17 protein-coding genes, 1 tRNA gene and 1 pseudogene are annotated in these 18,206 nt (G+C 74.7%); 13 read left to right on the top strand and 6 right to left on the bottom strand.

Annotated elements, in window-relative coordinates:
• Positions 1–5 precede the first annotated feature (5 nt).
• The 4 genes from typA to BLW63_RS21575 all read left to right on the top strand — a co-directional run bounded on the left by typA (position 6) and on the right by BLW63_RS21575 (position 5,171).
• Positions 6–1,895, top strand: coding sequence for a translational GTPase TypA (gene typA, locus BLW63_RS21560; protein WP_091160843.1), 1,890 nt, complete (start codon positions 6–8; stop codon positions 1,893–1,895).
• A 228-nt stretch (positions 1,896–2,123) separates the two neighbouring features.
• Complete coding sequence (locus BLW63_RS21565; RefSeq protein ID WP_091160846.1) at positions 2,124–3,368, top strand: aldose epimerase family protein; 1,245 nt, start codon at positions 2,124–2,126, stop codon at positions 3,366–3,368.
• Positions 3,369–3,557: 189 nt separating this feature from the next.
• A complete protein-coding gene (locus BLW63_RS21570) occupies positions 3,558–4,058 on the top strand; it encodes a DUF5994 family protein (protein WP_091160849.1) in 501 nt (166 codons plus the stop codon).
• 129 nt (positions 4,059–4,187) lie between these two features.
• Positions 4,188–5,171: an NAD-dependent epimerase/dehydratase family protein gene (locus tag BLW63_RS21575; RefSeq protein ID WP_091160851.1), complete on the top strand. Its 984-nt coding sequence runs from the start codon at positions 4,188–4,190 to the stop codon at positions 5,169–5,171.
• Positions 5,172–5,349: 178 nt separating this feature from the next.
• Here the strand turns inward: BLW63_RS21575 and BLW63_RS21580 are convergent, their stop codons facing one another.
• Positions 5,350–6,351: a sulfite exporter TauE/SafE family protein gene (locus tag BLW63_RS21580; protein WP_091160853.1), complete on the bottom strand. Its 1,002-nt coding sequence runs from the start codon at positions 6,349–6,351 to the stop codon at positions 5,350–5,352.
• 247 nt (positions 6,352–6,598) lie between these two features.
• On the bottom strand, positions 6,599–7,144 hold the full coding sequence (locus BLW63_RS21585; RefSeq protein ID WP_091160972.1) for a sigma-70 family RNA polymerase sigma factor: 546 nt from the start codon (positions 7,142–7,144) through the stop codon (positions 6,599–6,601).
• Positions 7,145–7,231: 87 nt separating this feature from the next.
• Between BLW63_RS21585 and BLW63_RS21590 the strand changes: the two genes are divergently transcribed.
• The 5 genes from BLW63_RS21590 to BLW63_RS21610 are packed head-to-tail and all read left to right on the top strand — an operon-like array spanning position 7,232 to position 12,242.
• Positions 7,232–7,873 (top strand): zf-HC2 domain-containing protein, encoded by a 642-nt coding sequence (locus BLW63_RS21590; RefSeq protein ID WP_091160856.1) that lies wholly within the window; start codon positions 7,232–7,234, stop codon positions 7,871–7,873.
• Between the two features lie 44 nt (positions 7,874–7,917).
• Positions 7,918–9,738, top strand: coding sequence for a copper resistance CopC/CopD family protein (locus BLW63_RS21595; protein WP_091160973.1), 1,821 nt, complete (start codon positions 7,918–7,920; stop codon positions 9,736–9,738).
• Between the two features lie 40 nt (positions 9,739–9,778).
• The gene (locus BLW63_RS21600) at positions 9,779–10,534 is read left to right on the top strand and encodes a YcnI family protein (protein ID WP_091160858.1); all 756 of its coding nucleotides are present in this window, start codon (positions 9,779–9,781) and stop codon (positions 10,532–10,534) included.
• Positions 10,531–11,184 (top strand): SCO family protein, encoded by a 654-nt coding sequence (locus BLW63_RS21605; protein ID WP_091160975.1) that lies wholly within the window; start codon positions 10,531–10,533, stop codon positions 11,182–11,184. The genes BLW63_RS21600 and BLW63_RS21605 overlap by 4 nt, the downstream gene beginning before the upstream one ends.
• Complete coding sequence (locus tag BLW63_RS21610) at positions 11,181–12,242, top strand: hypothetical protein (RefSeq protein WP_091160860.1); 1,062 nt, start codon at positions 11,181–11,183, stop codon at positions 12,240–12,242. The genes BLW63_RS21605 and BLW63_RS21610 overlap by 4 nt, the downstream gene beginning before the upstream one ends.
• Before the next feature lie 121 nt (positions 12,243–12,363).
• Here BLW63_RS21610 and BLW63_RS21615 read toward each other — a convergent pair whose 3' ends face one another.
• Complete coding sequence (locus tag BLW63_RS21615; RefSeq protein ID WP_091160862.1) at positions 12,364–13,176, bottom strand: phosphocholine cytidylyltransferase family protein; 813 nt, start codon at positions 13,174–13,176, stop codon at positions 12,364–12,366.
• Entirely contained in the window at positions 13,166–14,302 is a 1,137-nt protein-coding gene (locus BLW63_RS21620; RefSeq protein WP_091160865.1) for a CDP-glycerol glycerophosphotransferase family protein, read from the bottom strand. The genes BLW63_RS21615 and BLW63_RS21620 overlap by 11 nt, the downstream gene beginning before the upstream one ends.
• Before the next feature lie 482 nt (positions 14,303–14,784).
• Between BLW63_RS21620 and BLW63_RS21625 the strand changes: the two genes are divergently transcribed.
• The 4 genes from BLW63_RS21625 (at position 14,785) to BLW63_RS21640 (ending at position 16,464) form a co-directional block, all read left to right on the top strand.
• The gene (locus tag BLW63_RS21625) at positions 14,785–15,438 is read left to right on the top strand and encodes a M23 family metallopeptidase (RefSeq protein ID WP_244522718.1); all 654 of its coding nucleotides are present in this window, start codon (positions 14,785–14,787) and stop codon (positions 15,436–15,438) included.
• Between the two features lie 21 nt (positions 15,439–15,459).
• A complete protein-coding gene (locus BLW63_RS21630; RefSeq protein WP_170856901.1) occupies positions 15,460–15,873 on the top strand; it encodes a helix-turn-helix domain-containing protein in 414 nt (137 codons plus the stop codon).
• Between the two features lie 20 nt (positions 15,874–15,893).
• Positions 15,894–16,307: a VOC family protein gene (locus BLW63_RS21635; RefSeq protein WP_091160873.1), complete on the top strand. Its 414-nt coding sequence runs from the start codon at positions 15,894–15,896 to the stop codon at positions 16,305–16,307.
• An 84-nt stretch (positions 16,308–16,391) separates the two neighbouring features.
• A tRNA-Ala gene (locus BLW63_RS21640) sits at positions 16,392–16,464 on the top strand.
• A gap of 200 nt (positions 16,465–16,664) precedes the next feature.
• Here the strand turns inward: BLW63_RS21640 and BLW63_RS29065 are convergent.
• Positions 16,665–17,432, bottom strand: a pseudogene (locus BLW63_RS29065) (tyrosine-type recombinase/integrase); the annotation flags it as partial.
• On the bottom strand, positions 17,389–18,183 hold the full coding sequence (locus tag BLW63_RS21650) for an IS110 family transposase (protein WP_170856902.1): 795 nt from the start codon (positions 18,181–18,183) through the stop codon (positions 17,389–17,391). The pseudogene BLW63_RS29065 and the gene BLW63_RS21650, both read right to left, overlap by 44 nt.
• Positions 18,184–18,206: the final 23 nt, after the last annotated feature.

The following is an 18,206-nucleotide window of genomic DNA, read 5'->3' on the forward strand; positions in this document are numbered from 1 at the left end:
CCCGCATGCCCACCCGCGACGACCTGCGCAACGTGGCGATCATCGCCCACGTCGACCACGGCAAGACGACCCTGGTCGATGCCCTCCTCCGCCAGGCGGGCGCCCTCGGCCGCGCCAAGGGCGAGGGGACGGACAACGACTCCACGCAGGACCGCGTCATGGACTCGATGGACCTCGAGCGTGAGCGCGGCATCACCATCCTCGCCAAGAACACCGCCATCCACTTGGCCGACGAGAACGGCAACCCCGTCGTCGTCAACATCGTCGACACCCCCGGCCACGCCGACTTCGGCGGCGAGGTCGAGCGCGGCCTGTCGATGGTCGACGGCGTCGTGCTGCTCGTGGACGCCTCCGAGGGCCCGCTGCCGCAGACGCGCTTCGTGCTGCGCAAGGCGCTGGGCAAGGGCATGCCGGTCATCCTCGTGGTCAACAAGACCGACCGGTCCGACGCCCGCATCGCCGAGGTCGTCGACGAGACCTACGAGCTGTTCATGGAGCTGCTCGAGGACAACGGCATGGACCCCGAGGCCCTCGAGTTCCCCATCGTCTACAGCAACGGCAAGACCGGGCAGGCCTCGCTCACCCGGCCGGCCGACGGCACCAGCCCCGACAGCCCCGACCTGGGCCCGCTGGTCAAGACGCTGCTGGAGACCATCCCCGCGCCGACCTACGACGCCGAGGAGCCGCTGCGCGCGCAGGTCACCAACCTCGACGCCTCGCCCTACCTCGGCCGGCTGGCGCTGCTGCGCATCCGCTCCGGCACGATGAAGAACGGCCAGCAGGTCGCCTGGTGCAGGACCGACGGCACGATCCAGCGCGTCAAGATCACCGAGCTGCTGGTCACCGAGGGCCTCACCCGCACCCCGGCCGAGAGCGCCGGCCCCGGCGACCTCGTCGCCATCGCCGGCATCGAGGACATCATGATCGGCGACACCCTCGCCGACCCGAACGACCCGCGGCCGCTGCCGCCGCTCACCGTCGACGAGCCGTCGATCTCGATCACCATCGGCATCAACACCTCGCCGATCTCCGGCCGCTCGGGCAAGAAGCTCACCGCCCGGCTGATCAAGAACCGCCTCGACCAGGAGCTGGTCGGCAACGTGAGCGTGCGGATGCTGCCCACCGAGCGTCCCGACACCTGGGAGATGCAGGGCCGCGGCGAGCTGGCGCTGGCCATCCTCGTCGAGCAGCTGCGCCGCGAGGAGTTCGAGCTGACCGTCGGCCGCCCGCAGGTGGTCACCAAGGAGATCGACGGCAAGCTGCACGAGCCGGTCGAGCGGGTCACCATCGACACCCCGGGCGAGTACGTCGGCACCCTGACCCAGGCCCTGGCCACCCGGCGCGGGCGCATGGAGAACCTGGTCCACCACGACACCGGCTGGGCGCGGATGGAGTACATCGTCCCCTCGCGCGGCCTGATCGGGTTCCGCACCGAGTTCCTCACCGAGACCCGCGGCACCGGCGTCCTCAACCACAACCTCGAGGGCTACGAGCCGTGGCTGGGCGACATGCGCGCCCGGCCGACCGGCTCGCTGGTCGCCGACCGGCAGGGCGCGGCGACCTCCTACGCGATGTTCTCGCTGCAGGAGCGCGGCTCGATGATGGTCGCCCCGGGCACCGAGGTGTACGAGGGCATGATCGTCGGCGAGAACTCCCGGCCCGACGACATGGACGTCAACATCACCAAGGAGAAGAAGCTCACCAACATGCGGTCCTCGACCGCGGAGGAGCTCGAGCGGCTGGTACCGCCGCGGATCCTGAACCTGGAGCAGGCGCTGGAGTTCTGTGCCGAGGACGAGTGCGTCGAGGTCACCCCGGCCGCCGTCCGGGTGCGCAAGGTGATCCTCGACCAGAACGAGCGGGGCAAGGCGAAGAACCGCAAGCCCAAGGTCTGAGTCCTGCTCAGTGGCCCCGTCCGGCGCGTCCGGGCGGGGCCTCTGGCGTGTCGTGGGGCGGGGGGCGCGGGTCCGTTGACACCCCTTCCGGGGCCTCCCTAGCGTCGGGCCGCGTTCTGGGGCCGCACCACGGGGGAGTCGAGCGCGCGCTGTCCAGGCGCGGGTTCGGCAGTGGTCCTGCCACCGTGCGACGACGCCGGTGGACCGTCCACGGACACCGGAGGATCCATGCCCGGACAGCCCCAGCCCACCCCGCTCCCGCCCTCCGGCCGGCGCGCGCGCCGGCGCCGCCGCACGCTGGTCGCCGTCCTCGGGGCCGGCCTGCTGGCCGGTGGCCTCGCCGCACCGGCGGGCGCGTCCGGGGCACCCGAGGAGCGCAGCGGGGACCCGAGCAGCAGCGTCGAGCCCTTCGGCGTCCTGCCCGACGGCACCGCCGTCGAGCGCTGGACGCTGCGCAACGGCGACACGACGATGCGGGTGCTCACCTTCGGCGGCGTCATCCAGACGCTCGAGGTGCCCGACGCCGACGGCGACGTCGACAACGTCGTCCTCGGCTTCCCCGACCTCGCGGGCTACGTCTCCGAGGACGACCCCTACTTCGGTTCGCTCATCGGCCGCTACGGCAACCGCATCGCCGAGGGCCGGTTCACCCTGGACGGCGCGACGTACCAGCTGCCGCTCAACGACGGGCCCAACACCCTGCACGGCGGCCCCGGGGGCTTCTCCGAGCGGGTCTGGACCGCCACCGACGTCAGCGACGACGAGGTGGCCGCCCTGCAGCTGCGGCTGGTCAGCGAGGACGGCGACCAGGGCTTCCCCGGCACGCTGACGACGACGGTCACCTACCGCCTGGACGCCGGGTCGCGGCTGACCGTGCACTACCAGGCCGCGACGGACGCCCCGACCGTCGTCAACCTGACCCAGCACACCTACTGGAACCTGGCCGGCGAGGGCTCCGGGGACGTCTACGACCACGAGCTGCAGCTGAACGCCAGCGGCTTCACCCCGGTCGACGAGACGCTCATCCCCACCGGCGAGATCGCCCCCGTCGAGGGCACGCCGTTCGACTTCCGCGAGCCCACGCCGATCGGTGAGCGCATCCGCGTCGCCGACCAGCAGCTGCTCTACGGGCAGGGCTACGACCACAACTGGGTGCTCGACCGCAGGGACGACGGCGCGCGGGAGGGCTCGGACAGCGAGGACGCGCTCGAGGAGGCCGCGGTGCTGCACGACCCGGCTAGCGGCCGCACGCTGACCATCTCCACCACCGAGCCGGGCATCCAGTTCTACTCGGGCAACTTCCTCGACGGCACGCTCGTGGGCACCGGCGGCGGGGTCTACCGGCAGGGCGACGGGCTGGCGCTGGAGACGCAGCACTTCCCGGACTCGCCCAACCAGCCGGACTTCCCCTCCACGGTGCTGCGCCCGGGCGAGGTCTACGACAGCACCACGGTCTTCGAGCTGTCCTCCTGAGGCGCCCGGCACCCCCGCGGACGGGGCACGTCCGCGGGGGTGCCGTGACCGTTCCATGACCAGTTGTGACGGCGGGCCGAAGGGTGCCGACCCGCCCGCGACCCGCTGGCCGGGACCCACCGACGCGGCTGCCTACGTTCTCCTCGGGGCCGTGTCGGCGGGCCCGGGATCGACGAGGAGGCGACGCTGATGAGGACCACCCGGCACACGCTGGCGGCCGAGGGGCACCGCGGCGGGATCGACGTCCGGGTGAGCCTGCGCGACGACGCGGGGTCCGGCGAGCAGGCCTTCGACGGCGCCTGGTTCCCGCGCAGCCGCGACCTGGCCGTCGAGCTGCCCGAGCTGGTGGCCGCGCTGGACAAGCGGGGCCTGCGCATCGAGCGCTTCACCTACCCGCTCGACGTCTGGTCGCCGGCGCCGCGCAAGGTCGTCGTCGGCGGGCGGGTCGTCCGCACCGGCGGCTTCCGCAGCATGGACGCCGGCGTGGTCTGCCTGACCTGGGGCGGCGGCACGCGGCGCGCCGACCTGCTCGTCGTCCCCCCGGAGACCGACGTCATCACCGGCGCCCGGGCGCTGCGGCTGTGCACCCGCCGCGGCCTGCCGCGCTCGCCGCAGATGGTGCTGGCCGCCGCCCGTTCCACCCCGCTGCCGCAGGTGCCGGTGGGGTCGCCCTACACCTCGGCCGTCTGAAGGAGGCCCCGTCCTCCTCACCGTGGAAGGACCCCGTCCTCCCCACCCTGCGCAGGCTCGGGGCGGGGCCTGCTGCGCCGAGAGTGAACCGGCTGGACGGCGGGGAGCGGCTCGGCTGGGCTGACGGGCATGCGACTGCTCGTGCTCGGTGGCACCTCCTTCCTCGGCCGGCACGTGGCGACGGCGGCCCTCGACCGCGGCCACGACGTGGCGACCTTCACCCGCGGCGTCTCCGGGTCCCCACCCGCCGGCGCCCGCGCTCTGCACGGGGACCGGGACGACCCCGCCGCGCTGCCGGCCGCGCTCGACGGCTGGCCCCCCGACCTCGTCGTCGACACCTCCTGCCAGACCCGGGCGGCCGCCCGCAACGCCGCGGCCGCGCTGGGCGGCGTCCGGGGGTACGCCTTCGTCAGCAGCCTCAACGCCTACGCGACCTGGCCGCCCGGCCCGATCGGCCCGGAGGACGACGAGCCGACCTGGTTGACCGACGACGACGAGTACGGCCCGGTCAAGGCCTCCGCCGAGCGGGAGATCGGTGCCGCCCTGCCGGGCCGGTTCCTCACCGCGCGCGCCGGGCTGATCGCCGGTCCCGACGACCGGGTGGACCGGCTGGGCTGGTGGCTGCGGCGGATCGCTCGCGGCGGCCGGGTCGTCGTCCCGGCGGAGGGGTGGGACCAGCCGATCGCCCTCGTCGACGTCCGCGACCTCGCCGGCTGGCTGGTGGAGATGGCCGAGCAGGGCGTCCCCGGCGCGGTGAACGCGACCGGGCCGACGGGCATGGCCACGTACGGCGGTCTGCTGGAGCTCTGCCGGGAGGTGACCGGCGGGGACGCCGAGTGGGTGCCGGTGCCGGAGGCCGACCTGCTCGCGGCCGACGTCGAGCCGTGGCTGCACCTGCCGCTGTGGCTGCCGGCCGAGACGGCCCGGACGGCCTGGGACGTCGACACCACCCGGGCGCGCGAGCTGGGCCTGCCCAGCCGGCCGCTGGCGCAGACCGTGACGGACACCTGGGCCTGGTTGCGCGGCGTGGAGGAGCTGCCGCCCCCGCCGCACGGGCTGCCCCGACCGGGCCTGCCGCCCGAGCGCGAGGCCGCGCTGCTGGCATCGCGATGATCAGCTGACCTGATCCCGCTGGCTCCTGGCTCACTGCCGAACGTGAGCCAGGACCCAGCACGGTGAGCCAGGACCGCGGCAGGGCCCGCCGGATCGGACCCCCGGGTCCGAGTGCACCCGCGAGTGACGGCGCGCTGCAGGAACCCCGGACTGCCGGCTCCCGGAGCCGCCCCGGTCGCTAGTCCCGCGGGTCGATCGGCCGGCCCGCCGTGACGTCGCGGCGCAGGTCGGCGGCGTCCGCGCCGTCGGCCGGGAGCTCGATCTGGTCGTGCGTCCGGGCCGCCTCGGCGGCCAGGGCGTCGGCGGACTCCAGCGCGCGGTCCTTGCGGTACTCGCGGAAGGAGTGCACGACGGCCGCGGCCCAGATCGCGTAGATGACCGCGTAGACGGCGTAGCGGACGGGGTCGGAGGCGTCGATCCAGTCGCTGCGCAGCAGCGTCCGGGTGTTGGTCAGCACGATCATGCCGCCGACCAGCGAGCCGAGCATGCGCGGCGGCACGTGCCGCACCAACCAGGCGGCGAGCGGCGCGGCGACCAGCCCGCCGGCGAGCAGCCCGAGCGCCCACGTGGCGTCGACACCCTGCGAGCCCAGCGCGACGAGGAAGCCCAGGCTCGCGGCCACGGCGATGAGGAACTCGGACGTGTCGATCGAGCCGATGACCTTGCGGGGCTCCATCCGACCGCTGGCCAGCAGCGCCGGCGTCCCGACCGGACCCCAGCCGCCACCGCCGGTGGCGTCGACGAAGCCGGCCACCAGGCCCAGCGGGCCGAGGAAGCGCTTGCGCACCGGCTTGCCGAGGTGCCGGCGGTCGATGCCGCGGAGGGTGAAGCGCACCAGCAGGTAGGCGCCGAGCGTCAGCAGGATCAACGACATCACCGGGGCGGCGACCTCGGTGGACAGGCTGGACAGCACGTTGGCGCCGATGAAGGCGCCGACCGCGCCGGGGACGCCGACCTTGGCGACGACCTTCCAGTCGACGTTGCCGAACTTCCAGTGTGCGAGGCCGGACATCAGGCTGGTGCCGATCTCGGCGAAGTGCACGGTGGCCGACGCGGCGGCCGGGTTGGAGCCGATGGCGAGCAGCAGGGTGGTCGACGTCACGCCATAGGCCATGCCGAGGCTGCCGTCCACGAGCTGCGCACCGAGGCCCACGAGGGCGAGGAGGACGAGGGTCTTCACGGGGCTGGTCTCCGGATCCGGGGAGGTCCGCGGGGGCGCGAGCAGGCGCGGCGCAGCGCGGGGGGAGGAGCGAGGGGTGCGCGGAGCGCGGGAGGTCAGCAGCCCGGACAGCGAGCGGTGCAGACGCGTAGCAGGTCGACGTGGATCCGCCCCACGAGGAGCACCGTCGTCGCCGCCACGGACGCAATGTCTACCAGATCGATGGACTAATGCCCAAAGCCCGTCCCGGAGGGTGGGACGACGGGGGTCAGGCGCGCGCGACAGCCGCTTCGTCGCCCAGGGCCTCGACCAGGTCGGTCCGGGCCCGCGCCACCCGCGACCGGATGGTGCCCACCGGGCAGCCGGCGACCTCGGCGGCCTCCGCGTAGGGCAGCCCGAGCAGCTGGGTGAGCACGAAGGCCTCGCGCCGGTCGGGGACGAGCCGGGCCAGCAGGTCGGTGACGGCGGCGCCCTCACCCACCCGGTCGGCGCCGTCCCCGGTGGTCAGCGCCTCCAGCTCGGCGTCCTCCCGCACGAGGGTGAGCCGGCGGCGCCGGCGGGAGCGGACGGCGTCGGCGCACACCCGCCGGGCGATCGACAGCAGCCAGGTCCGCAGCGAGGAGCGCCCCTCGAACCGGTGCAGGGACCCGAAGGCGCGCAGGTAGGTCTCCTGCGTCAGGTCGTCGGCGGACTGCCGGTCGCCGAGGGCCGCGCACAGCCGCCAGACGTCGGACTGGGTGGCGCGCACCAGGGCGGCCGCGGCGAGGGGGTCGCCCTCCACGGCGGCAGCCGCCAGCCGCTCCAGCTCGTCCACGTGCTCCATCCTCCCCGGTGGACCGTCCTCCCGGCTCCACCCGAAAGGAGGGGGAACCAACCGGCCCCGGGAGACGACCAACCCATCATGCAGTGCACTCCGTACCGCGAGGCGGTGTCCGCCCGGCTCGACGGCGAGTCGCCCGGCCTGCCCGACGGCGAGGTCGACGCGCACCTGGACGCGTGTCCCGGCTGCTCGGCCTGGGCCCGCCAGGCCGAGCAGGTCACCCGTCGGGCCCGGCTCGCCGCCGCCCCGGCTGTGCCGGATCTCACCGCCACGGTGCTCGCCGCACTGCCCCGCGAGCTGCCCGGCACGGTCGCGGCCGCCCGCGCCCGGCTGGCCACCGCCGCGCTGCGCCTGGCCCTGCTCGCCGTCGGCGTCGCCCAGGCCGCCTTCGCCTGGCCGTCCGTCGTCGCCGGCTCCGCCGCGATGAGCGCGCCCGTGCACATGGCGCACGAGACCGGGGCCTGGAACCTCGGCACCTCCGCGGCCTTCCTCGCCGTGGCCGCCGCCCCGCGGCTGGCCGCCGGCGCGCTGCCCTTCCTCGGCACGTTCGCCGGGCTGCTCGTCGTCCTCACCGTCGCCGACCTGCAGGCCGGGCACGTGCACGCCGAACGCGCGGTCACCCACGGGGTGCTGCTCGCCGGCGTGGCGCTCGTCGGTGCCGTCGCCTGGCGCGGGCGCCGCCGGACGCTGCCCGCCGTCGGCCGCGAGCAGGTGCCGGCGTGACCAGGCTCGCGAGGTTCCGAGCGGGCGCAGCACCCGTGGGGAGCGTGGCCGACGAGCGCCGGCGAGGAGGACACGGGACCCGCCGCGCGCCCCGGGCGCTGCCGCTCCTGCTCGCCCTGCTCGGGCTGTGGTCCGCCGCCGGCGTGATCACCGCGCCGCCGGCCGCGGCGCACGCCGAGCTGGTGTCCACCGACCCGGCCGAGGGCGCCCGCCTCGCGGAGGCCCCGGACCAGGTCACGCTGACCTTCACCGAGGGCGTCTCCCTCGGCGCCGGCTACGCCCGCGTGCTGGACGCCTCCGGCGAGCGGGTCGACGCCGGGGACGCCACGGTCGAGGGCGACGCCGTCGTCGTGCCGCTGCGGGCGGGGCTGACCGACGACGGCTACCTCGTCACCTACCGCGTCGTCTCGGCCGACTCGCACCCCATCTCCGGGGCCTTCTCCTTCGTGGTGGGCGACGGCGAGCTGCTGGCCGCCGACGCCGTCGCCGGCGCGGGGGACACCGACCCGGTCGTCGCCGCGGCGCTGCCGGCGGCGCGCTGGCTGGGCTTCGCCGGGCTCTCGCTCGCGATCGGCGTGCCCGTCCTGCTGCTGGCCGCGTGGCCGGCCGGCTGGGCCTCGCCGCGGCTGCGCCGGATGACCACCGGCGGGCTGGCCGCCGTCGCCGCGGGCGCCGCGCTGTCCTTCCTGCTGCAGGGCCCCTACGCCGCCGGGAGCGGGCTGTCCTCGATCGCCGACCCCGCGCTGCTGCAGGCCACCGCCGCCTCGGGCAACGGTGCGGCGCACCTGGTGCGGATCGTCCTCGTGGCCGCGCTGGCGGTCGTCCTGCGCGCGGTGTGGCGGCGGGGGAGCCCGTCGCTGCCCGACGTCCTGGTCGGGGGCGTCCTCGCCGTCGCCCTCGTCGGGACGGTCGCCGCCGTCGGCCACCCCGTCGCCGGGCCGCTGCCGGGCCTGGCGGTCGCCGCGGCGGCGGTGCACGTCGGGGCGATGGTCGTCTGGCTCGGCGGGCTGGCCGGGCTGCTGGGCGGCGTGCTGCGCGAGGACGCCCCGGCGGACGACGTCGCCCGGGCGCTGCCGCCGTTCTCCCGGCTGGCCGCCGGCTCGGTCACCGCGCTGGTGGTCACCGGCGTCGTCCAGTCGGTGCGGGAGGTCGGCTCGCCGACCGCCCTGGTGACGACGACCTACGGCTGGCTGCTGCTGGCCAAGCTCGCCCTGGTCCTGCTGCTGCTCGCCGCGGCGGGGGTCTCCCGGGTGTGGGTGCAGCAGCACCTCGGCGTCCGGCGGGCCCGGCCCGCGCCGCGCCGCCGGGTCACCGCGCACGCCTTCTCGGCGTCGGCCGAGGAGCCCCCGCCCGACCCGGTGGCGTCCTCGGCCGCCGGCGCGCGCGCCGAGGTGCAGGCCGCCGCGGCCGCCGCCGAGCGGCCCGCGCTGCGCCGCTCGGTGCTGGTCGAGCTCGCCGTCGGCCTCGTCGTGCTGGCGCTGTCGGCCGTGCTCGTCGGCACACCGCCGGCACGCGCGCAGGTCGCCCAGCCGGTGGACGTGACGCTGCCGGTCCAGACCGCGGCGGGGGAGGACGGCAGCGTGCAGATGTCGGTCGACCCGGCCGCCACCGGGCCGAACACGCTGCACGTCTACCTGCTCGACGAGCGGGGGCAGCTGACCCAGCCCGTCGACATCCGGGTGACCCTCACCGAGCCGGCGCAGCAGATCGGCCCGATCGACGTCGTCCTGGCGCCCGCCGGCCCCGGTCACTACGTCGGCGACGGCATGGCGATCCCCGGCGCCGGCACCTGGACCCTGGCCGTCACCGTCCGGCTCGACGAATTCACCGCCGGCAGCGCCACCACCACCTTCCCGGCGCGCTGACCCGAAGACCCCCGCTCCACCCCCTTCCGACAGGAGAACCGTGTCCTCATCCCTGCCCCGACCCCTGGCGCGGCTCGGCGTCGTCGTCCTCGCCCTGGTGGCGGCGCTGGCCGCCGCTCTCGCCGGAGCGGGTGCCGCCGCCGCGCACGTCGGCGTCTCCTCGACCGACGCCGCCGCCGGCGGCTTCGGCAAGCTCACCTTCCGGGTGCCGAACGAGAGCGACACCGCCAGCACCGTCGCGCTGCGCATCTCCGTGCCGGAGGAGTCCGCGATGGTCTCCCTGCGCGTGCAGCCGGTGCCCGGCTGGACGGTCAGCACGACCACCTCCGAGCTGCGGACGCCGCTGGAGAGCCACGGCGAGCAGGTGACCAGCTACGTGTCGGTCGTGGAGTTCCGCGCGGTGGACGGCGGCGGGATCCGCCCCGGCGAGTTCCAGGAGTTCGCCCTCTCCGGCGGGCCGTTCCCGGAGAGCGACCAGCTGTCGTTCCCGACGGTGCAGACCTACGGCGACGGCAGCGAGTCGGCGTGGATCGAGCCGACCGTCGAGGGTCAGGCCGAGCCGGAGCACCCCGCGCCGGTGCTGGCGCTGACCGCCGCCGGCACCGCCGACGCCGCCCACGGCGCCGCCGCGTCGTCGCCCTCGACGACGGTGACCGACACCGCGGCGGCGAGCACCGGCCACACCGAGGCGGGCCCGGGCGCGCTCGCCCTCCTGGTGTCGATCGTGGCGCTGTTCACCGGTCTGGCCGGCGTCGCTCTGGGATGGCGGGCCGGCCGTCGTACCGTGTCCTCGTGACGTGGTTCCCCCGCAGCCGGCTCGCGGCCCTGACCGTCTCGGCCGGGCTCCTGCTGGCCGGCTGCGGGGGCGCCGCCGCCGAGGAGCCCGCCGAGGGCCACGACCACGGCGCCGTCGCCCAGGTCGAGGGGCCCGAGGACCGCTACGCCGGGCTCGACCTGCCCGACCCCTATCAGCGGCCCTCGTTCACCCTCACCGGCCCGGACGGGCAGCCCTACGACTTCAGCGCGGTGACCGCCGGGACGCCGACGCTGCTGTTCTTCGGCTTCACCAACTGTCCGGACGTCTGCCCGACGACCATGGCCGACGTGGCCGTCGCGCTCCGCGGGGTGGACCCGGCGCTGGCCGAGCAGGTGCAGGTGGTCTTCGTCACGACCGACCCGGCGTTCGACACCCCGGAGGTGCTCACCGAGTACCTGGGCCGCTTCGACGCCGACCTGCCGACCCGTTTCGTCGGGCTGACCGGCACCCAGGAGCAGATCGACCAGGCCCAGCTGGCCACCGGGGTGCCCGTGGCCGAGGACAGCGGCCGGCTGCACTCCTCGCTGCTGCTGCTGTACGGCGCCGACGACCTCGCCCACGTCGCCTTCGACGCGGGCAACACCAGCCGCGACATCGCTGGGGACCTCGGCCTGGTGGCCGGGGCGTGACCACCGCGGCGGCCCGCCTGCTGGTCGTCGTCCTCGGCGCGCTGGCCGTGCTGCTGCTCGCCGGACCGGCGCAGGCGCACGTCGGCGGCGGCGCGGCGGGCAGCGACTACGACGCCCGGGTCCTCACGGTCGACCCGGCGCTGCCCGGCGTCGCGGTGCGGGTGCTCGTCTTCGGCGACGAGCTCGAGGTGGTCAACCCGACCGGGACCGAGGTCGAGGTCCCCGGCTACTCCGACGAGCCCTACCTGCGCATCGGGCCCGACGGCGTGTGGCGCAACGCCAACAGCCCGGCGACCTACATCAACCTCGACCGGTTCGGGCGGGTCTCCCTGCCGGAGAACGCCGACCCCGCCGCCGAGCCGGACTGGGTGCAGGTGTCGACGGGGAACGGCTACGTCTGGCACGACCACCGCACGCACTGGATGAGCGAGGACCTCCTGCCGCCGCAGGTGGCCGCCGACCCGACCCGCGAGCACCTGGTGTCGTCGTGGGTGGTGCCGATGACCCACGGCGGCACCCCGGTGCAGGTGCGCGGCGAGCTGACCTGGAGCCCCCCGCCGCCGGGCTGGGTGGTGTGGCCGCTGTGCGCCGTCCTGGCGCTGGCCCCGCTCGCCGCCGCGCTGGCCGGCCGCGGGCCGCGGCCGCTGGGCGTGCTGCTGGCGGTCGGCGGGAGCGCCGCGGTCCACCACGCGGCGACCACGCCCGAGCCCGCGGCCAGCGTCTCCTCGCACGCCGGCGCGCTGGTGTCGGCGCTGCTGCCCGGGCTGCTCGCGCTCGCCGTGGCCGTCGGTGGCCTCGTTGCCGCCGGCCGGGGTCGCGGCGGGCTGACCGCGCTGCTGGCCGTCGTCCTGGGCTGGCTGCTCCTGGTGCAGGGGCTGCCCGACGTCGACGTGCTGTGGACGGCGAACGTGCTGGCCGAGGGGCCGGTGCTGCTGACCCGCGCGTCGGTCGCGGTGCTGGTCGCGCTGGGCGCCGGGTGCGTCGTCGGCGGCCTGGTCGGCACCCGACGGTTCCGGGAGGACCGTCATCCGGCCGGCGAGTCGCTGCGGCAGGGCTGAGGCTCGCCGGCCCGGCCCCCTCCAGGGCACCGCAGGCCCCCTGCAGGGGCCCGCCGCGAGCCTGCGAGTGGCCGGGGCAGGGGGTCCTTCTCCGAGGGGTGAGGAGGAGGGGGTCCTTCTGCTACACCGAGCCGTCGGCGACCGGATGCAGGTGGCTGCGCCCGGCGAACAGCGCGTTGGCGCGCTCGAGGTCGGCCTCGAAGTCCACCTCGACGGCGGCATGCTGCGAGATGTCGAGCGGACGGACGCGCAGCCCCGCGGCGGCGATCGCTGTCTCGATGCCGCGCTCGAAGTAGTCCTGCTCCGCGCAGGTCGCGAGGTGCTCGATCAGCACCGGCTTGTCGGCGCCGGAGACGTGGTTGATGCCGACCGCCTCGCCGAGGCCGCCGACGACGGACTTGGACAGCTCGTCGATCCAGCCCTCGGCGTCGACGGTGTACTTGACCTCCTCGTCGGCGACGGTGGAGGTGTCGACGCACACGAAGCTCTCGTCGGCCCGCAGTGCCGGCAGGGCGGTCTCGAGCACCGCCGGGTCGAAGACGACGTCGCCGTTGAGCCACAGCACGCCGCCGTCCCGGGTGGTCCGCAGCGCGCGCAGCAGGCTCTGCGAGGTGTTGGTGACCCGGTAGTCGGGGTTGTAGGCGAAGCGCACGTCCGGGACCGCCCGCATGACCCGCTCGGCCTCGAAGCCGACGACCACGGTGACGTCGACCGCGGGGCCGAGCACCGAGCGCAGCCCGTCGAGCTGGCGCTGCAGGATGGTGCGCCCGTCGTGCAGCGGGGTCAGCGGCTTGGGCCACGGCCGGCCCAGCCGGGTGCCCATCCCGGCGGCGAGGATGACGACCTGGACGGCGAGGTCGGCCCGGCAGGGCGCCGGGACGGCGGACGCCGGCCCGGTCAGATCAGCGGCGGTGGTGGCGCGGTCAGCGAGCACGGTCGTCCCCTCCTCGGGTGGTGGTCCCGGCGGCTGCTGCCGACGGGAAGAGCAGGTCGAGGACGCGCTCGGTGGCGTGCCCGTCCTCGAGGTGGCAGAAGGTGGCGCGGAAGTCGGCGTAGCGGGCGGCGGAGCGCTCGCGCACCCCGTCGAGGTCGGCGAGGGCGTCGATCAGCTCCGCGCTGGTCTCGAGCAGCGGCCCGGGCGCGATCTCCGCCAGGTCGACGTAGAAGCCGCGCAGGTCGTCCCGGTAGTGCGCAAGGTCGTAGGTGAAGAACAGGATCGGCTTGCCGGTGACGGCGAAGTCGAACGCCACCGACGAGTAGTCGGTCACCAGCACGTCGGCGGCCAGGTAGAGGCCCGCGGGGTCCGGCTCGGCGGACACGTCGAGCACCGGGAGGCCGTCGGGCAGCTCCAGCCGGTCGGCCACGATGCTGTGCAGCCGGGCGAGCAGCACGTGGTCCCCGCCGAGCCGCGCGGCGAAGTCGGCCAGGTCGATGCGCAGCTCGGCGGCCGGACCGCCGGCCCGGTCGAGGACCAGGTCGTCACGCCAGGTGGGCGCGTAGAGCACCGCCGTCGTCCCCTCGGCGATGCTCAGCCGGCTGCGCACCTCGGCCCGGACGGCGTCGCGCCGTGGGCTGCTCAGGACGTCGTTGCGCGGGTAGCCGGTCTCGTGGACCGGCCCGCGGAAACGGAACGCGCCGCGCAGCCGCTCGGTGCTCGCGGCGTTGGGGGAGAGCAGGTGGTCCCAGCGGGCGACGTCGAGGTCGGGCCCGTCCAGCCAGCCGGGGCGCACCGGCTGCACGTCGTGGTGGATCCGCTTGAGCGGCGTGCCGTGCCAGGTCTGCAGGTAGGTGGTGCCCGGCTGCTTGCTCCAGGACATGGACATGCAGTCGTTGGCGACGACGACGTCGGCCGCCTCCAGAGCGGCCCGGGCCTCGGGGGTGCCGTACCGCGCGGTGGCGACGCCGGGCGGGAAGGTGTGCTCGGTCGCGGCGGTGCACAGCCAGGTGTGCGTGACCTCGCCGTCGCCCGCCCACCCCGCGCCTCGGGCGACGAGGGCCTCGTAGACGGCCCGGGGGTTGTCCGCGTAGAGCCCGCGGTAGGTGAACCAGACGATCCTCACCGGCCACCGACCCGGCCAGGTGCGCCGTGTCGGCGGGCAGGGGTCGTCATGGGGCATCCGGTCCTCGTCTGTGGTGCGGTGGTCACCCCTCTGCCGCGGTCTGGCACGGGTCGGCGGGGCTCCAGGAGACGTCGACCGGGTGGTGCGAAGACAACAAGTACACGTCCGGGGCGGTGGCCGTCGAGTCGCGGGCCCGCACCGATGCCGAATCGATGTGCGGTCCGGGCGGTGGGACGCGTGGGACGTGGGATGGATCACCCTCGGCGTGTTCGTGAGGACACGCCGAGCACCCGGTCACGGATCCGTCACAGAGTGTTTGGATCGGCGGCAACCCCCTCGAGCCCGGCAACGGGCGGTCTTCCCCACGAACGGGTAGGTGCATGGCCGGTCGGCGTCGCGCTCAGCGCCCCGAGGACCCCCGGGTCCCCGCTTCCTCCCGGGTTCGTCGGCCGGTCGCGGGCCCGCGTCGTGGCCCGCTGCTGTTGGCCGCCCTGGTCGTGGGCGGGCTGGTGGCCGGCGTCACCGGGGTGTCGAACGCCTCCGACGACCCGGCCGGCTCGACCTCGGTGCTCGCCGCGCAGATGGAGCTGGCCACCGCGGCCGACGACGTCGAGGCGCTGCCCATGGCCTCGATCACCGAGGCAGAGGCCCAGGCCCGGCTGGCGGAGGTCGCGGCCTCCCGCGCCGAGCGCGCCGCGGCCGAGGCGGCCGCCGCCGACGCGGCCCGCGAGGCCGCGCGGCCCAAGGCCGTGCTGCCGGTCGATGGCGCCCGCTTCACCAGCGGCTACGGCGCCCGGTGGGGCACCTTCCACTACGGCATCGACCTGGCCGCCCCGATGCGGACGCCGGAGTACGCGGCCATGGACGGCGTCGTCGTCCGGGCGGGGTCGGCGAGCGGCTTCGGCCTGGCCGTCTACCTCCTCCACGAGAACGGCGACGTGACCGTCTACGGCCACATGGACAAGATCCTGGTCGAGCCCGGGCAGTACGTGGAGGCCGGCGAGACGATCGCGCTGCTCGGCAATCGCGGCCAGTCGACCGGCCCGCACCTGCACTTCGAGGTGCACCAGGGCGGGATGAACGGCAAGCGCATCGACCCGGAGCCGTGGCTGGCCGCACGTGGCGTCGAGGTCTGACGGCGTGGTGCCATCGCTTCCGTGAGCCGTGCGGTCGAGGACACGAACCGACGGATGCTGCGTGCGCGGGACGCGATGGACCGCGCCTACGCCGAGCCCCTCGACGTCCCGACCCTGGCGCGGATCGCGCACGTATCGGAGGCCCACTTCATCCGCACGTTCCGGGCCACCTTCGGGGAGACGCCTCACCGGTACCTGCAGCGGCGCCGGGTGGAGCGGGCGATGTTCCTGCTGCGCACCACGGACCGCAGCGTGACCGACGTGTGCATGGCCGTCGGCTTCAGCAGCCTGGGGACGTTCAGCCGGGTGTTCCGTGAGGTCGTGGGAGAGCCGCCGTCGGTGTACCGGCGCCGCGGCCCGCTCCCGCCCGTGCCGACGTGCTTCGCGATGGCCTGGGCCAGACCGAGCAGTTCCGGAGAAGCGCCGGGGGTGTGACCCTCCCTAGCGTCTCTCCCATGCTGACCGCCATCACCATCACCCAGATCTACGTGCCCGACCAGGACCAGGCGCTCGACTTCTACGTCGGCAAGCTCGGGTTCGACGTGCAGTCCGACATGCACTTCGGCCCGATGCGGTGGCTGACCGTCAACCTGCCGGGCCAACCCGACCGCGCCGTCCTGCTGGAGAAGCCGGGCCCGCCGTCCCTCAGCGACGAGACCGCCGCGCAGGTGCGGGAGCTCATCAGCAAGGGGGCCGCCGGCGGGCACCTGTTCTTCGCCTGCGACGACGCGTACAAGACCCACGCGGAGCTCAGGGCCAGGGGCGTGGAGATCACCGAGGAGCCGGTCGACCAGCCGTACGGCATCGACTTCGGACTCCGCGACCCCTTCGGCAACCACATCCGCATCGCCCAGATGAAGCAAGGCTGACCCGCCCCAGCCCCTGCGTCGGAGCCCCCGTCGTGGCCCTGTACAGTTGGGCCCGGCTCGGACACACCAGACCGGGCCGGGCACGGGGCTGTGGCGCAGCTGGTAGCGCACCACACTGGCAGTGTGGGGGTCAGGGGTTCGAGTCCCCTCAGCTCCACCCCGCTGACCAGGCCGTTCCCCTTCGGGGGAGCGGCCTGAGTCGTCTCTGGTTGCAGTTGTGGTTGCAGTTTGCCGACCCTTACCTGCGAGCAGCACCGTGCCCATGCGGTCGGCTGCCTCGCGGGCCAGCGCCGGCATGACGTGGCTGTAGATGTCCATCGTCGTGCGCATCTGGCTGTGGCCGAGCAGCTCCATGACCACCCGCGGGTGCACGTTCTCGCTGAGCAGCAGAGTGGCGGCGGTGTGCCGCCCGTCGTGCAGCCGGACGTGCCGGACACCGGCCTTCCGAAGGAGCCGGGACCAGTCGTCGTAGTCGGACTTCTTGTCGATGGGCCGGCCGTTCGGCTGGGCGAAGACGAGGTCCCCGTCGTGCCACTCGGAGCCGGCCAGCATCCGCTCGCCGAGCTGGGCGGCCTTGTGCCGGTGCAGCTCGGCGACCAGAGGCAGCGGCAGCGCGAGGGTGCGGTGGCTGCGTTTGCTCTTGGGCTCCTCGTAGATCAGTCCACCGCCCCGGACGCGGTGGATGCTGCGCCGCACCGTCAGCGTGTTGTTCAGCAGGTCGACGTCCTTCCACTGCAGCGCCAGGGCCTCGGACTGGCGCAGGCCCAGGGCGAGGGCGACCGTCCAACGGGCGGAGTTGCGGACGTGCGCCGCTGCCTCCAGGACTGCGCGGGCCTCCTCCAGGTCGAGGGCGGTGGCGAGGTCGCTCGCGCGCTGCGGAGGTGGGTCGACGAGCGCGGCGACGTTGCGGGGGACGTGGCCGCGCTGGACCGCGACGGTGAGGGCCCGGGACAGGATCCGGTGGTGGCGGAGCACCGAGGCGGGGGAGTAGCCGTCGTCGAGCAGGGCGGTGTAGAGCTGGTCGAGGTGTTCGGGGCGCAACCGGTTCATCCGGTGGCGTCCGATGCCGGGGATGAGGTGCTTACGGACGGCGGACTCGTAGCTCTCCAGCGTGCGCTGGCGCACCCGGCGCGGCGCGATGGTGGTCAGCCAGAGCTCGAGCCACCAGGCGACGGTCGGGGTTGACGTCTCGCCGACCGTCCCGGTGTCGCGCTTGCGCTCGAGTTCTCGGACCTTCGCGACCACGACGCCGCGGTTCTTGCTGCTGACGTGCCGGCGGTCGAGCTTGCCGTTGAGCGTGAAGCCGACGGAGACGTAGCCGTGCCAGCGGCCGTCGGCGCCCCAGGAGCGCCAGTCCCGCCTGCAGATGCGCCGGCTGGGTGAGCCGGGGCAGCCGGCGCTGATAGCCCGGGTGCAACCAGCCCAGATCGGCGTGGATCCGGTTGGCCAGCGCGGTCCGCTCGTCGATGAGCTGCTCGCGGTAGTCCATCAGCACCCGCAGCTCGGCGGGCAGCCCGTCCATCGGGCGCACCGGCGGCAGGAACGTCTCCCGGGCGGTGATCCGGGCGATCGCGACCGCGTCGACCGGATCGGTCTTGCCCTGCCCGGGGCGGGACTGCCGTTCCCGGGAGGTCATCAGCGGCGGCACCTCGACCACCGTCGCGCCGGCGGCGACCAGGTGCATCGCCGCGGCCCAGCCGAAGTTGGCCGAGCCCTCGATGCCGACCCGCACGATCGCGTGCTCGGCCACCAGGTCGGCCAGGACGGCGAACCCGGCCGGCTCGTTGGCCACCTGCCGGACGGTGACCACCCGCCCGGCAGCGTCGATCACCGCGACCGCGAGCGTGTCCTTGTGGCTGTCGATTCCTACGAACACCCGAGCCTCCGCTCCCGATGTCG

Origin of the sequence: Geodermatophilus africanus, from assembly GCF_900107105.1 — a bacterium.
GTDB lineage: Bacteria > Actinomycetota > Actinomycetes > Mycobacteriales > Geodermatophilaceae > Geodermatophilus > Geodermatophilus africanus.